Genomic DNA, 14,812 nt, shown 5'->3' with positions numbered 1-14,812 from the left:
GTAAGCTTAAAGAGGTTTGCTGATGGCGGCGCCGGTTGGCGCAGCGCTGGCAGAGGTCAGTACGGGCGAGGGCGACGTCTTGGCGAAAAACACCAGGATCGCGGCAAGCACTGAGGTGCCGGCCAGGCCGTAGAGGCCGCCCTGGATCGAGCCGGTGGTTTGTTCCAGAAAACCAAACGTGGTCGGGGCCACGAAACCGCCCAGGTTGCCGATGGAGTTGATCAACGCGATCACGGCCGCGGCGATGCGCACATCCAGATAGCCTTGGGGAATCGGCCAGAACAGCGACGAGGCGGACTTGAACCCGATCGCCGCGAAGCAGATCGCCACAAAGGCAAAGATTGGCCCGCCGGTGGTGGACATGAACATGCCCGCAGCGGCAATCAACAGCGCGGCGGCGACCCAGGCTTGCTGGAACTTGAACTTGCCCGACAGCGAGGCGAAGGCGTACATGGCGATGATCGAGATCAGCCACGGGATCGAGTTGAAGAACCCGACCTGTATGTCGCTCAGGTCACCCATTTTTTTGATGATGCTCGGCAGCCAGAAGGTCGCCGCGTAGATCGTCAGCTGGATACAGAAGTACAGGGCGCAGAACAGCAGGATCTGGCGGTCCTTGAGCAGTTTGCCGATGGTCGGTTTGACCGTGGTCAGCGCTTCCCGCTCACGTTGTTCCTGGTCGATGGCGCCGACCAGTGTGTCCTGCTCTTCGCGGGTCAGCCATTTGGCGTCGTGGGGCTTGGAGTCCAGCCAGAACCACACGAAGAACCCCAGCGCCACGGACGCCAGGCCTTCGATGGCGAACATCCATTGCCAGCCGTGAAAGCCGAAGCCTTCGATTTGCAACAGTGCGCCCGACAAGGGGCCGGAAATCAGCGAAGCGACCGCCGAACCGCTGAGGAAGATTGCGATGGCCTTACCGCGCTCCACACCCGGCAACCAGCGAGTGAAGTAGTAGATCACCCCAGGGAAAAACCCGGCTTCGGCCACGCCCAGTAGAAAGCGCAGGATGTAGAACTGTGTTTCGTTCTGGATGAACGCCATTAGCGTGGCAACGATGCCCCAGGTGAACATGATGCGCGTCAGCCAGATCCGCGCACCGACCTTTTGCAGCAGCATGTTGGAGGGCACTTCAAACAGCGCATAGCCAATAAAGAACAGCCCGGCGCCCAGGCCATAGGCGGCCGCGCCGATGCCCAGGTCATGCTCCATGTGCGTGCGCACGAAGCCGATATTGACCCGGTCGATGTAGTTGAGGATGAACATGATCACGAACAGTGGGAGCACATGGCCCTTCACTTTGCTCACGGCGCGCGTGAGTACTGAGTCGCTGGGTGAAGCGGCAGATACATGGTTTGAATTGGTCACAATTCAAAACTCCCCTGATTTATTTTTATGCGGGTTTGTGTGTCTTGTTGATAGACATCATACAAGTGCATTTCTTTTTTTCGCAATGCGGCGTGGGGTGTATTTGTTCTTATAAGCGCAGCGGTGGAATAGGTATTTTGGTTATTTGCCCAGCTTTACTGGGTTTTTATATCGTTTCGCGTGTGTCGGGGAGGTGTAAGCGTGACCCGCTAAGCGACACTGACGCGCTTTGGGTTAAGCGCTATAAAGTTTGGTTGTCATACAAGTATGGCATTTTTTGAATCAACTCAGCGTCGCCGCCAGGCGGGGTGTTAAGCTCCGTCCAGCCCAACCCCGTGGACCCTAGCGATGCCCATTGAAAACGGAACCCTGGTCCGTAGACGTTCCAATAACCTGGCCCAAGGCGTGGTTGATGCGCTGACCCAGCGCATCCTGCTCGGCCAGCTCAAGCCCGGTGAAAAATTGCCGTCCGAATCCACCATCGTGCTTGAGCATGGGGTGAGTCGCACGGTGGTGCGCGAAGCCATTTCCAAGTTGCAGGCCTCAGGCCTGGTAGAGACCCGCCACGGCATCGGCACCTTTGTACTGGAGCAGCAGGCGCAACAGGGCTTGCGCCTGCATGTGGACACCGTCGCCAGCGTGCGCAATATGCTCGAGCTGCGCCTGGGCCTGGAGGTGCAAGCGGTGGCGCTGGCCGCTGTGCGCAGAAGTGACGAGCAACTCGTGCGCATGCGCGAAGCGCTGGATGACTACCAGGCTTCGCTGGCCAACAACGACAGTTGCGTGGAGGAGGACAAGCGCTTTCACCAACTGATCGCCGAGGCCACCGGCAATACCTTCTTCACTGAAATCATGCTGCACCTGGGCAATGCGATGATCCCGCGCACCCAGGTCAAGGGCGCCGAGCGCGGCGGCGCCGATTTTGCCAAGCTCGGTCAGTTGGCAAACCTGGAGCACGAAGCGATCTTCAATGCCATCAAGCGCCAGGACCCGGACGCCGCGCGCGCGGCCATGGTGCTGCACCTGACCAACAGCCGGGATCGGTTTTCGGGTGTGTAATGTCGTGCTGATAAGGAACAACCGTTGAACGAACACACATTGTCCATGCGCCTGGAGCGCGTGGCGGCAAACGTGCCGGCGGGTGCGCGCCTGGCCGATATTGGCTCGGACCACGGCTACCTGCCGGTAGCCTTGATGCGTCGCGGCGTGATCGCGGCGGCGGTGGCGGGGGAAGTGGCGGCCACGCCTTTTCACGCGGCCGAACGTACGGTACGCGACAACGCCCTGCAGCAGCACATCAGCGTACGGCTGGCTGATGGTTTGGCGGCCATTGAACCGGCGGACGCAATCACCGCGATCACCCTGTGCGGCATGGGTGGCGAAACCATCCGCGACATCCTCGACAGCGGCAGGGCGCACCTGAGCGGCCAGGAGCGCCTGATCCTGCAACCCAATGGCGGCGAACAACCCTTGCGCCAATGGCTGATGGATAACGGCTACCAGATCGTGCGCGAGGAGCTGTTGCAGGAGAACCGGTTTTACTACGAAATCATCGTCGCCGAACGCGCTGAGCCGCTGATCTACACGGCGCAACAGCTGTACTTCGGCCCGCTGCAAATGCAAGCGCGCAGCCCGGAGTTCCTGGGCAAGTGGCAACGCATGTTGCGTCAGAAGCACAAGACCCTGGCCAGCTTCGAGCAGGCCCGGCAGACGGTGCCCCAGCACAAGGTGCAGGAGATTGAACAGCAGGCGCGCTGGATCACCCAACTGCTGGCTTGAACTGGCAACAGTGAACAGGGTCACACATCCCAGACCGGCGCTTTACCCGGTCTCTTGCGCCGCCCATGATGGACGGCTCGCACCCATGGAGGACGCTGCGCATGTTCGGTTCCCTGCTCGACAAACTGTTCAATCGCCCGCTGACCCAAGACGCATTCGCCGAGAAAGTCATCAAGGCGGCTCGCGAAGCGGGTTTCAGCGAGCCTCTTGAGTACGTGCCCAAAGAGTTCCGCCTCAAACATGGCGACGTTAGCTACTTCAACCTGCATAACGCGTTCAATGACTATCAGAACGCCGAAAAAGCGCACAAATCTGACGTATTGAAAGGGTATGTATCGACATTGCTCGGCTACAAAAAGCCAGCCCCGCCCACCTTCGAAGGCGTCAGGCCGCTGTTGCGGCCGGTGATTCGTAACCTGGCGATGCTCGAAGAAGTGCGCCTTTATCACGTACGCAACAAGGGCTGGGATGCGCCTTACACCGCCGTTCACAAAGCGCTGGGCACCGACTGCGTGACCCTGCTGGCGGTGGACTACCCCGAGACCACGTCCACCCTGACTGAGGGGCCTGATCCACAGTGGGGCGTGAGCCTGGACGAGGCATTGGCGGTGGCGGTGAGCAATCTGCGTGAAGCGACCCAGGACGCGTTTGACGAAATTGTGCCCGGCCTCTACCTCGGCCGCTGGAATGACGGCTATGACACCAGCCGCGTGCTGCTGCCGGATGTCCTGCAGCGTGCGGCCATCAAGGGCCGCCCTGTGTTCATGATCCCGACCCGCGACATCCTGATGGTGACCGGTGACAAGGATGAAGAGGGCATTCGGCACATGGTCGAGGTCAGCTTCAAGGCCATGGAAAGCGGGCGTGCGGTGTCCAGCCAGGTCTACACCTATGACGATCAACGGATCGTGCCTTTCATCAGTCAGGATGAAGCGCTCAAGGCTCGCATGGCGAGCCTGGAACACATGCTGCTGCAGGGCAACTACCACGCGCAGAAAGAGCAGCTCGACACCCTGCACGATGAGCAGAAGATCGACGTGTTTGTCGCGACCTACACGTTATTCGAGTTGAAGGACAGTCACGGCAAGACCTTCTCGATCTGTAGCTGGACAGAAACCGTCGACACCCTGCTGCCCAAGACCGACCGCGTGGCGCTGGTGCAGATCCAGCCCGATGGCACCGCCCAGACCCAGGTGGTCGAATGGGCTGAGCTTGAGGCCAAGGTGGGTGACCTGCTGGCGCCGGCGAGCCTGTACCCGGCGCGCTATCGCACGCTGGGTTTTCCGACGCCTGCGCAATTGAGTCAGCTGACGCCGCTGGTTTAACGCCGGCTTGTCACGCCTCACCCACCTGTGCAAGGATCGCCCATGACTGAATTTTCGCAAAGCAACCGCCATCACCCCCACGGACCTTGCCCAAGGTGCCGCGGTTGCTTGCGCTCACTGACTGACCAGAACCTCTGATCACTCAATGAACCACCACCCAAGGCGCCCACGGCGCCTTTTTTATTGCTTGTAAAAAGGGAGATTCAAAGGATGACAATGCTACGTGGTACCCGAATAGTGACTGGTAAAGAAGCCGCGACGATGCGTGAGATCGAGGCGCGTTTTCGGAGCTATCTTCATCGACGCGGGCGCTGAAGAAGCCATCGTGCCGGCCCTGTGGGGCCAGGACACGTTTATCGAAAAAGCCGGCGGCAGTGAAATCATCGGGCAGATGTGGGCCTTCGATGACAAGGCGGGACGTCAGTGTTGCCTGATCCCGGAAGCCACGGCGCTGTTCCAGGAACGCAACACGCAATTGCTTGGCACGCGCGAGGAGGCGATGTTTTTCTACGTGGCGCGGTGTTACCGGTATGAGCGGCCGCAAGCTGGGCGCTACCGGGAGTTCACTCAGTTGGGGCTGGAAATTCTCAGCCCTGAGCCCGCGCTGGCGTTGCAGCGCAGCCAAGCGCTGTGCACCGGTTTTCTCGACACGCTGGGCCTTGACTATGAGCTTAACCTGGCCGTCAAACGCGGGTTGAGTTACTACCTGCAAGGCAATGGCTTCGAGGTGCGTTGCCCCGCGTTGGGGGCTCAGCAACAAGTGGTGGGCGGCGGCGCATACCGCGAAGGTGCCGGGTTCGGCATCGGGCTTGAGCGTCTGGTGCTTGCGTTGGCGTGACGTGCAAGGACGCCTCCACCCGGAGGCGTCTCCTATCCGGCCGCTGGATATGCTCCAATAGCCGCCATCATTTGCTCACCCGGGAACCCCGCCATGGCCGACACCACCGACCAAGCCTTCTACGACCGTGCCGACGCACACATCGAACTGTCGAACGAACAACTCAAAACCTGTGAAAACCTCGGCGAGGTCAGCGCCTCGATGATGTTCGGCACCACGCGCTTCAATGCCTGGGCCAGTGCACGCAACTTCAAGTCCGGCGCCGAAATGGCCGAGGCGCGGGAAGCGATGCTGAAGTATTTCTGTGACCAGTACCGGATGATGCTTGAGGACAATCTGGATGATCACATCAATAATTTCAGTCAGTACATGTTGGTCAAATAGCTCGCCGGCACCGATTCCACTTGCTCTTGTACGTTGAGTTGTCTTTTCTTCAGTAGCCGTTGGATGTCCATGGCGGCTTCAGATGTCCTTGCACGCTAGGTCGGGCAGGTCAGTGCCGAGGGCACTCCAGGGCACGCCAGCCTCTCTGGAAAGCCGGGTTACCGTTCCACTCTGCGCACTGAGTGCTTTTGCCCCATTTTCGCGCATGCCATCGCGCTGTCACCTCGGCAAGCCGCCTATTTGGCGACCCGCCACCAACGGCCCGTATCTTGCTAGTACCTTCCCAATCAATGACATGGCATTTTGCTTCTAGTCATATCCAGGTTGTTTGGGGGAGTGGGTCGGCCATGCACAGTCTTTTATCACCGGGTATCCGCCTGCTTGGCCGTTTCGGTTTTGCGCGCAAGTTTCAGATTCTGTTTTTCCTGTTCATGCTGCCCCTGGCTGGCAGTCTGTGGCTGATCGGCCAGGACTATCGCGACAAATTAGCGGTGATCTCCAGCGAGCAGTCCGGCGTGCGCCAACTGCTGGCCCTGGACACCCTGGATGGGCAGTTGACTGCACAACGCAACCTGGCTGCCCGCTGGAAAGCGCTGGATATTCTGCACACCCCAACCCCCGCCGCGCAGGCCGCGATGGACAACGTCGATGCCGGCAACCCCGCCATTGTGCAAAGCCTGCAAGCCTTGGGCGATGCGCTCAAGACCCACAACGCCAGCGCCGACACCTTGGCCCGTTTTGAGGCCTTGCAGGCGACGGTCAAGGGCATGGACACCCAATCGCTGCGCACCGTGGGCTGGTGGCCGGACGGTTATGACCGCTTCACCGCCGCCCTGACCGCGATGCAAACCTTGCGCGAGCAGATCACCCTGGAATCCGGCCTGATCCTCGACCCCTGGCTGGAGACCTACTTGCTGATGCAGATTTCCACCCAGCACACGCCGGACCTGATCGAGCGTATCGGCCGCACCGCGAGCGTCGGGCAGTCCTCGATTGCCTCCGGGCAATTCACCTTGCAAAGCCGCTTGCAGATGCGCGACCTGCGCGGCCGAATCGGCGATGCACGCGACCAGTTGGTCAAGGCTGCCGCGTCGCTCAAAGCCAAGCAATACGCCGGGATGGAACCGTGGACGGCGCAATACGACACCAGCCTGCAATTGCTTGATAACGAACTCAAAGGCCTGGACGACGGCGTGTTTGGCGGCACCATCAAGCTCGACACCGCAGGCTTTGATCGCAGTGTCGACAGCATCCTCGGCGCGTTGGGCGCACTGCGCAGCCAGTCGCTGCACTCGCTGGATGAGCGTTTGAGTTATTACCGTGACCGCTCGCTCAGGGAGTTTATTCCGGTGGTGGCCACGTTCAGCCTGCTGGTCTTGGCCGCGTTGTACTTGTTCATTTGCCTGCAGGCTTCGATTCGTCGCAGTGCCAGTGGCATCACCACGCTCGCCGAGTCTCTGCGTGACGGCAACCTGTGCGTCGAAGTGGCGGTGGAAGGTCGCGATGAACTGGCGGCGATCAGCACCGCGCTCAACGTCGCCGTGGTGCAGCTGCGCACCAGCCTGCTGGGCGTCAACCACGAGACCCAGCAACTGGGCTCGGCGGTGCTCACCCTCAACGCGCAATCGGGCAGCACCCTGACCGACGTCGAAGACCAGCAACACCAGATCAGCCAGATCGCCGCCGCTGCCACGCAACTGGCGGCGACCTCGATGGGCGTCGCCAAAAGCTGCGAACAGGCTTCGGGCAGCGCCCAGCAGACCCGGCGTATCGCCGAAGACAGCAGCCGCGACAGCCAGCGCACCACGGCGAGTATCCAGCAACTCAACCAGCGCCTGACCGACACGGCCAATGCGCTGGAACAAGTCAGCCAGCAGGGCCAGCAGATTCAGTCGGTGGTCGACACCATTCGCGGCATTGCCGAACAGACCAACCTGCTCGCACTGAACGCCGCCATCGAAGCGGCCCGCGCAGGCGAGCAAGGCCGCGGGTTTGCCGTGGTGGCGGACGAGGTGCGCAGCCTGTCGCAACGCACCCAGGCCTCGACGGCGCAGATCGCCGGCACGGTGGACAGCCTGCGCGCGACGGTGAGCCAGGCGGTCACGCTGATGGGCGCCGCGTGTGACCAGGCGCTGACTGACGCCGAGTCCGTCACCGGCCTGGGCACACGCCTGGGCGAGATTGCCGGCGCGGTGCAAAACGTCACCGACACCCTGGCGCAGATCGCGGCGGCGGTAGAAGAACAGGCGACGACGGCGGATGAAGTCAGCGGCAACATCCAGCAAGTCGATCAGGCCGCAGGACGCTTGCTCGACGGCGCGCGCGCGGTCAACCAGGCGGCCGACACCTTAAGCAAAGGCAGCCGCGCCCTGAGTGAAAACACCGCGCGCTTTCGCCTGGACCGATAATGCCCCCCTGTGGCGAGCGGGCTTGCCCCGCGTTGGGCCGCGAAGCGACCCCAAACCCAGACAACGAGGTCTATCAGAAAACCCCCATCGCTCCAATCGATCCTGCTGCGCCCCCCAACACAATGCGCCCTGAGTAAAAGCACCACGCGCTTTCGCCTGTGCTGATGATGCCCCCCTGTGGCGAGCGGGCTTGCCCCGCGTTGGGCCGCGAAGCGGCCCCAAACCCAGACAACGAGGTCTATCAGAAAACCCCATCGCTCTAATCGATCCTGCTGCGCCCCCAACACAGTGCACTCTGAGCAAAAGCACCACGCGTTAGATGAACCTTCAGCGCCAACAGGGCTCACTTATCAAGTCGCCCTGTTCCATTGCCGAAAGGAATCCGCATGCCTTCGACCCCGCCATCACCCGACCTGACCGCCCCCGTGGAACGCGAACTCAGCCTGCGCGCGGTGATTACCGGGATCGTGCTGGGCATCCTGCTTACGCCCTCGAATGTGTACGCGGGGCTCAAGATCGGCTGGTCGTTCAACATGTCGATCATCGCCTTGCTGGTCGGCTACGCCATCTGGCAGGGCCTGGCCAGGCGCAGCCCCGGGCAACTGCCGTGGACACTTCACGAAAGCAACATCAACCAGACCGTTGCCTCGGCCGCCGCCTCGATTATCTCCGGCGGGCTGGTGGCGCCGATCCCGGCCTACACCTTGTTGACCGGCCACACGCTGGACGCCTTGCCGATGATCGCCTGGGTGTTCTCGGTGAGCTTTCTCGGGATCTGGATCGCCTGGTACCTGCGGCCCTCGCTGCTCAACGACAACGCGCTGAAATTCCCCGAAGGCATGGCCACCCTGGAAACCCTGCTGCACATCTACAACCACGGCCGCGAAGCCGCCACGCGCTTGAAGGTGCTGCTCGGCGCCGCGTTGCTGTCCGGGCTGGTCAAGTGGGTGGATACGTTTATGTGGGCCTTGCCGCGCTGGTCGCCCAGCGCGGCGTTGGAGCGCCTGACGTTTACCGCCGACCCTTCGCTGCTGTTGCTGGGCTTTGGCGGCATCATCGGTATTCGCGTGGGCCTGACCCTGCTGCTTGGCGCCTTGCTCGCCTGGGGCGGGCTGGGGCCGTGGCTGTTGGCGCAAGGCCTGGTCAGCCTGCCGGCAGATAGCAGCGGCCCGCAATTTGCCGCGCTGGTGGAGTGGTTGTTGTGGCCCGGCGTGAGCCTGATGGTGTGTTCGACGCTGGCCTCGCTGGCGATCCGCCTGTGGGCCTTGCACACGTCCACCAAAGCCGGCGGCGGCACGCCCTGGGCGATCCCCAACGCTGGGCCTGCCGCCGGTTTTGCACTGGCGATTGTGCTGGTGGTGAGCCTGCAGGCGCTGTTGTTCGGCATCAACCTGTGGATGGCCTTGCTGACCATTCCCCTGGCGATTTGCCTGGCCGCCGTGGCGGCGCGCGTGGTCGGCGCCACCGGCATTCCGCCGATTGGCGCCATCGGGCAATTGTCCCAGCTGAGCTTCGGCATCGTTGCGCCGGGGCAAGTGCCGATCAACTTGATGAGTGCCAACACCGCCGGCGGCTCGGCCGGGCAATGCACGGACTTGATGAACGATTTCAAGGTTGGCAAGGCGATTGGCGCCACGCCGCGCAAGCAAGTGATCGCGCAGATTCTGGGGATTTTTGTGGGCAGCATCGTCGGTGTGTTTGCCTACCTGGCGTTGATCCCTGACCCGCAAAGCATGCTGCTCACCGAAGAGTGGCCGGCGCCTGCGGTCGCCACCTGGAAAGCCGTGGCGCAAACCCTGACCCATGGCCTGGATTCATTGTCGGTGAGCATTCGTTGGGCGATTGGCCTGGCAGGCGCGGTCGGCGTGTTGCTGGGCATTCTCGACAGCACTTTGTCGGCCCGACGCGCCCGGTATCTGCCCAGCGCCGCGGCCTTAGGCCTGGCCTTCGTGCTGCCGGCTTCGGTATCGCTGATGATGTCCCTCGGCGCGGTGTTGACGTGGTTGGCGAGCTGCCGCTGGCCGAGTCTCACCGAACGTTTTGCGATTACCGCGGCGGCCGGGTTGATCGCCGGGGAGAGCATCACCGGGGTCGGCGCGTCGTTGTGGGCGATGGTTGCGAATTAATCCATGGCACTCCACCGCGACAGCGTAGTCTCTTACCTGGATACCCACTCTCGTTCAGCGGAGCCCTTATGATCACTGTCCACCACCTCAACAACTCGCGTTCGCAACGCATTCTGTGGCTGCTCGAAGAACTCGGCCTGCCTTACCAGATCAAGCGCTACCAGCGCGACCCGAAAACCAACCTTGCCCCGCCCGAACTCAAGGCCATCAACCCGCTGGGCAAATCCCCGGTGATCGAAGACGGCGACCTTGTGCTGATCGAATCCGCCGCGATCATCGACTACCTGATCCGCCGTCATGGCCAGGGCCGCCTGCAGCCCGATCCGGCCACGGCCACCTACGACAAATACGTGCAATGGCTGCACTTCGCCGAAGGCTCGGCGATGCTGCCGCTGATGCTCAACCTCTACGTCGGTCGCCTGGGTGAAGCGGGCGCACCGTTGCATCCGCGCATCGAATCGGAGTTGGCCAACTACCTGGGCTACCTGAACGACGTGCTGGCGGACACGCCATACCTGGTGGGTGACGAGCTGAGCGGCGCGGATATCCAGATGAGCTTCATCGGCGAAATCGCCAAGGCCCAAGGCAAGTTGCAGGCCTACCCGAACCTGGCCGCGTGGGTGCAACGCTTCCAGGCGCGCCCGGCGTACCGCAAGGCAGTGGAGCAGGGCGGCGAGTACGCCTTCGCCAAATAAAAGGCTCAGCAGGCGCGCGTAACCCTCGTGGCGAGCGGGCTCGGTGTGGCAAGCGGGCCTGATGTGGCGAGCGGGCTTGCCCCGCGTTGGGCTGCGAAGCAGCCCAAAACCAGCCGCCGGAGTACCGTCTGGCACACTGCATTTTGCCTCATTGGGGCTGCTGCGCAGCCCAACGCGGGGCAAGCCCGCTCGCCACAAAAAGCCCGCGCGTCACCTGCAGCCCACCGAAATTGCGAGCTGCTTTTTAGTCGTTCGCAAAGCGCTTCAACGAAAACGACGACAAATCCAGGTCACTCGAACCCCGGATGCACCACTGCGCAAACGCTTCACCCAGCGCCGCCGAGTGCTTGAAGCCATGTTGCTGATCAGCCATGACCTGGCCGTGGTACGTGCGTTGGCGCACGACTTGATGGTGGAGGCGGGGAGTACCGAGCGGCTGTTTGAGACACCGCAGCATGCCTATACACGAGATTTGCTGGTGACCTCGTCATTGCGGCCACTGGAATGATCAGCGCCCACGCAGCATTGGCGGGCAACAACGATCAACTGTGGGAGCTGGCTTGCCTGCGATAGGGGCGTGTCAGCGTAAGCCTATGCCACTGACCCACCGCTACCGCAGCACAGAGTGCGCTGTTGTGGCGAGCAGGCTTGCCCTGCGTTGGGCTGCGAAGCCGCCCCAAACCCAGACACTGAGTTCTTCAGGAAAATTGCATTGCCTTTACTGGGGCTGCTTCGCAGCCCAACGCAGGGCAAGCCTGCTCGCCACTGGGAGAAATTGGTTGCCTTCAGAAGTTGTGTAGATATCCAGGGCGATCGCAGGCAAGCCAGCTCCCACATTAGAGCCGCTTCAGGCCAGTCGCACCCGCCAATCACCGCCATGCTGGAGGTTGCAGGCCTCTTCAGAATCAAAGCGTACACAGCGCTCGATTTTCACCGAGGCCACCTCGGCGTCTTCCAACGCAGCAGCCGTCAGTTCGCGCATACGTTGGTCCGCCCCGTTTGCCAGGGCCAGATCCTTGTTGGCCCGCGTATCGAACACCCAAATCACCCGCAGGCTTTGCGGGAACGCAGCGTAGTCAACCGTGTGAGTCAGCCACTCGAAGCCCGGGATTTCAGCCTTGGCGGTTTCGCAGGCTTCGGTCAGCGTGGCGACCAGGCGGCGTTCGAGGCGGGCGGTGTCGCGTTTGGTTGGGGGCATCAAAGGTCCTGAGATTCAATAAAAGTCATCACATCATCCGGCCCGTATTCACGGGTTAGCCAGTTGTTCCCATCGGTTCGAAGTGAAACGCCTTAGACCTGAATGTCACACCACGCCTCAACGGCGTGCAGCCGCAAGGTCAGACCCGATGCGAAGCACACGACCACGTGATGGTCGGCGGGGAAGGTATCGCAGAGGTAGAACGTTTCTGTCGCGGCGTCGGCTTCCACAATGCCGATGGCGTGAAGCACCGTGTCATCCTCAATCGGGCTATCATGGCGCCCTTCGGCCGAAAAATAACTCACGCCATGGAAGGTGACGGTGATCTCCCGTGGCTCTTCGGGCGGCACCCAGTCCTCGGTCCGTCGTGTAAACCTGAGCGACAGCGTGCGCTCAGACAGCGCGTAATGGATGTCGCTGGCGACATAGAAATTGTGCAGGTCACAGGCGCGTCCTTCGACCTCAACCTCTATATGCCCGAGTACAAAACCGTGAAATTTCATCGCGCTTGCCTATCGCTGCTGAAAGGCCACCTTCAGCCCCAGCCCCATAAACAGCGTGCCGATGATTTTGCCTTCCCAGCGACGCAGCTTTGACAGCCCCTTGAACCCGCGACTCAACGGGCGAATCGAGATCGCCAGCAAGCTCGTATAAACCGCGCTGAGCCCCGAAAAAATCAAACCCAGCACCGCAAATTGCACCAGCGACGAGCCGGATTCGGGATGAACAAATTGCGGCAAAAAGGCCAGAAAAAAGATCGCGGTTTTCGGGTTCAACACCTCGGCCCCGATCGCCTGGAAAAACGCCTGACGCGGCGTCACCGCCGGTAACTCAAGGCGCGCATGCTTGCCGGTTTTGGCCATAAAGGCCCGCACGCCCAGGTAGATCAGATACGCCGCACCGGCCCACTTCACCGCGTTGAACGCCGCCGCCGAGGTCATCAAAATCGCTGACAGGCCCAGTGCCGCGCACAGTGTGTGAATCAAGTCGCCGCAAGCCACCCCCAGCCCGGTGGCGATGCCCACCTTGCGCCCGCCTTGAATCGTACGCGTGAGCACCAACAACACCGAAGGGCCGGGGATCAGGAAAAGACCGATCACCACGGCGACGTAGGTGACGAGGGAGGCGAGTTCAAACATGGCGGCGATCTCTGAGTCAGGCACGGCCTACAGTAATCCTCATGTAAAGGGGTAATGCAACGCCGCTCAAGCAAACGCCGCCAGCATAAAGGCCTGCAAGCCTTTTTCTTCCAGAATCTCGATGGAGAAATGCCCAAAGCGCTTGGGCAACCAAATGATGCGCGTGCCGGATGGCGACTGCAGATCCTCCAGGGCCAATGGCCGGCCGTTTTCATCCTCCGGTTGCACGCCCTTGGCGACCAACTCGGCATAGGCCACCTCGATGTCCGGCGTGGTGTAGCAGTGCCGGTAAATCATCCCTTCGCCGTGTGCGTCCAACAGCTCGCGCAAATTACCCGTCAGCGGCTGCACCAGCATAAAACGCTCCTGGCCCATCAGCACGACCGCATACCGCACATGAAAGCCGCCGCGATTCCAGACTTGAGTGGTGGAGAGGTTGGCGTTGAAAATGTTGGCGTAATACGCGCACGCCTGTTCGAGGTCCTCGACCAATATATCGACGTGGCTGAATGTCAGCTCCATTGCATGCCCTCTGGCGGATGTGGGTTCAGGCGACACTAGCCGATTTACAACTGTTTACGTATTCAAAGAAACCTTCGATATAGGCTTTGAACAGCCCCGACCCACTGTTCGCTGAGCCAGCCGCCATGAAACTGCCTGCTATCACCGTCGCGTTTTTTGCCCTCGCCACCCTGCAATCGCCATGGGCGCAAGGCGCAACGCCCATCACCCATGTCGCCATCTACCGTGGCCCGGCGGGGTGTGACGACTGTTCCGAGAACGTCAAAAACGCCTTGCTGCGGCTCAGCCCGAACTACCAGATCGACTTTGTCGGCGCGGATGAAGCCATCGACATCACCCCGCAAAACCTTGCGCGCTATGACCTCTATGTTCAGCCGGGCGGCGGGCAGGACATTCCCGCTGCGCTCGACAGCTTTGGTGACGCACGCGTGGACGCCATTCGTGAATACGTGGCCAAGGGCGGGCGCTACCTGGGGTTATGCATGGGCGCTTATCTTGCGGACAACAGCAACTTCGGGTTGATACCCCAGGACCTCGACTCCGAAGCCGGGCGGCCGGGATTTGAAGTGCGCGGGATTGAAGACGCGGCGGTGCGGGTGGTGTGGGATGGCAAGCCAGACAGCGTGTTCTATCAGGATGGACCGTATTTTCCCAAGGTTGATGGGCACGCGCCGTATACGGTGATTGCGACTTATCGCAATGGGGATGTGGCGGCGGCGCGGTATCGGTATGAGAAGGGCGTGGTGGTGCTGAGCGGGCCGCATCCGGAGGCGGGGAAGGCGTGGTTTGAGAATGCGGGGATTGCGGTGAGTGAGATGCCGCGGGGGGAGTTGTTTGGGGTGTTGGTGGGGAGGGTGGGGAAATAACAGATGTATCTATGTTTGTTTGGTAGCGGGTTGTCGAGAAGGGCTGCTTTCGGCCAGAAGCGGTCACTCCGCATCACATCCTCGGCCTGAAAGCCTGGATAGCCGAGTTGACCGTTCACGATGCAGTGCAGCAGCATGTGATCAATCATTAAGTGCTTCCAGGA

The 14,812-nt window shown here is 61.3% G+C and carries 16 protein-coding genes; 10 read left to right on the top strand and 6 right to left on the bottom strand.

Annotated features, from left to right (window positions below; genetic code table 11):
- Positions 1-6 precede the first annotated feature (6 nt).
- The gene (locus L8K08_RS06950) at positions 7-1,368 is read right to left on the bottom strand and encodes an MFS transporter (protein WP_242195309.1); all 1,362 of its coding nucleotides are present in this window, start codon (positions 1,366-1,368) and stop codon (positions 7-9) included.
- 348 nt (positions 1,369-1,716) lie between these two features.
- Here L8K08_RS06950 and L8K08_RS06945 point away from each other — a divergent pair, with 348 nt between their 5' ends.
- The 8 genes from L8K08_RS06945 to L8K08_RS06910 all read left to right on the top strand — a co-directional run bounded on the left by L8K08_RS06945 (position 1,717) and on the right by L8K08_RS06910 (position 10,923).
- A complete protein-coding gene (locus L8K08_RS06945) occupies positions 1,717-2,427 on the top strand; it encodes a FadR/GntR family transcriptional regulator (protein ID WP_242195306.1) in 711 nt (236 codons plus the stop codon).
- Positions 2,428-2,451: 24 nt separating this feature from the next.
- On the top strand, positions 2,452-3,147 hold the full coding sequence (locus L8K08_RS06940) for a tRNA (adenine(22)-N(1))-methyltransferase TrmK (protein ID WP_242195303.1): 696 nt from the start codon (positions 2,452-2,454) through the stop codon (positions 3,145-3,147).
- A 101-nt stretch (positions 3,148-3,248) separates the two neighbouring features.
- Positions 3,249-4,472 carry a DUF1444 family protein gene (locus tag L8K08_RS06935; protein WP_242195300.1) on the top strand — a complete coding sequence of 408 codons (1,224 nt, stop codon included), beginning with the start codon at positions 3,249-3,251 and terminating at the stop codon, positions 4,470-4,472.
- A gap of 265 nt (positions 4,473-4,737) precedes the next feature.
- Positions 4,738-5,310 (top strand): ATP phosphoribosyltransferase regulatory subunit, encoded by a 573-nt coding sequence (locus L8K08_RS06930; RefSeq protein WP_145158599.1) that lies wholly within the window; start codon positions 4,738-4,740, stop codon positions 5,308-5,310.
- 93 nt (positions 5,311-5,403) lie between these two features.
- Positions 5,404-5,694 carry a DUF3144 domain-containing protein gene (locus L8K08_RS06925; RefSeq protein ID WP_119742530.1) on the top strand — a complete coding sequence of 97 codons (291 nt, stop codon included), beginning with the start codon at positions 5,404-5,406 and terminating at the stop codon, positions 5,692-5,694.
- A 347-nt stretch (positions 5,695-6,041) separates the two neighbouring features.
- Positions 6,042-8,102, top strand: coding sequence for a methyl-accepting chemotaxis protein (locus L8K08_RS06920; protein ID WP_145158597.1), 2,061 nt, complete (start codon positions 6,042-6,044; stop codon positions 8,100-8,102).
- Between the two features lie 386 nt (positions 8,103-8,488).
- Positions 8,489-10,228 (top strand): OPT family oligopeptide transporter, encoded by a 1,740-nt coding sequence (locus tag L8K08_RS06915; protein ID WP_242195297.1) that lies wholly within the window; start codon positions 8,489-8,491, stop codon positions 10,226-10,228.
- 68 nt (positions 10,229-10,296) lie between these two features.
- Entirely contained in the window at positions 10,297-10,923 is a 627-nt protein-coding gene (locus tag L8K08_RS06910; protein WP_200624961.1) for a glutathione S-transferase, read from the top strand.
- A 244-nt stretch (positions 10,924-11,167) separates the two neighbouring features.
- On the opposite strand, the gene L8K08_RS30255 is transcribed toward L8K08_RS06910, so the two are convergent.
- Complete coding sequence (locus L8K08_RS30255; protein WP_277933605.1) at positions 11,168-11,296, bottom strand: hypothetical protein; 129 nt, start codon at positions 11,294-11,296, stop codon at positions 11,168-11,170.
- Between L8K08_RS30255 and L8K08_RS06905 the strand changes: the two genes are divergently transcribed.
- A complete protein-coding gene (locus tag L8K08_RS06905; RefSeq protein ID WP_242196415.1) occupies positions 11,279-11,431 on the top strand; it encodes a hypothetical protein in 153 nt (50 codons plus the stop codon). The genes L8K08_RS30255 and L8K08_RS06905 overlap by 18 nt on opposite strands.
- A gap of 339 nt (positions 11,432-11,770) precedes the next feature.
- On the opposite strand, the gene L8K08_RS06900 is transcribed toward L8K08_RS06905, so the two are convergent.
- From L8K08_RS06900 to L8K08_RS06885, 4 genes are all read right to left on the bottom strand, one after another.
- Positions 11,771-12,121 carry a hypothetical protein gene (locus tag L8K08_RS06900; RefSeq protein ID WP_145158591.1) on the bottom strand — a complete coding sequence of 117 codons (351 nt, stop codon included), beginning with the start codon at positions 12,119-12,121 and terminating at the stop codon, positions 11,771-11,773.
- A gap of 92 nt (positions 12,122-12,213) precedes the next feature.
- Positions 12,214-12,624, bottom strand: coding sequence for a hypothetical protein (locus L8K08_RS06895; protein ID WP_242195295.1), 411 nt, complete (start codon positions 12,622-12,624; stop codon positions 12,214-12,216).
- A gap of 9 nt (positions 12,625-12,633) precedes the next feature.
- A complete protein-coding gene (locus L8K08_RS06890) occupies positions 12,634-13,260 on the bottom strand; it encodes a LysE family translocator (RefSeq protein WP_277933575.1) in 627 nt (208 codons plus the stop codon).
- Between the two features lie 66 nt (positions 13,261-13,326).
- On the bottom strand, positions 13,327-13,782 hold the full coding sequence (locus L8K08_RS06885; protein ID WP_242195289.1) for a VOC family protein: 456 nt from the start codon (positions 13,780-13,782) through the stop codon (positions 13,327-13,329).
- 125 nt (positions 13,783-13,907) lie between these two features.
- On the opposite strand from L8K08_RS06885, the gene L8K08_RS06880 reads away from it, so the two are divergent.
- The gene (locus tag L8K08_RS06880; protein WP_242195286.1) at positions 13,908-14,648 is read left to right on the top strand and encodes a BPL-N domain-containing protein; all 741 of its coding nucleotides are present in this window, start codon (positions 13,908-13,910) and stop codon (positions 14,646-14,648) included.
- Positions 14,649-14,812: the final 164 nt, after the last annotated feature.

The organism is Pseudomonas sp. TREG-RG-20F-10-E-6-01 (assembly GCF_022662455.1).
In the GTDB taxonomy this organism is placed as follows: domain Bacteria; phylum Pseudomonadota; class Gammaproteobacteria; order Pseudomonadales; family Pseudomonadaceae; genus Aquipseudomonas.
The sequence above is the reverse complement of the archived record's forward strand: the minus strand, read 5'-3'. Positions and strand labels throughout refer to the sequence as shown.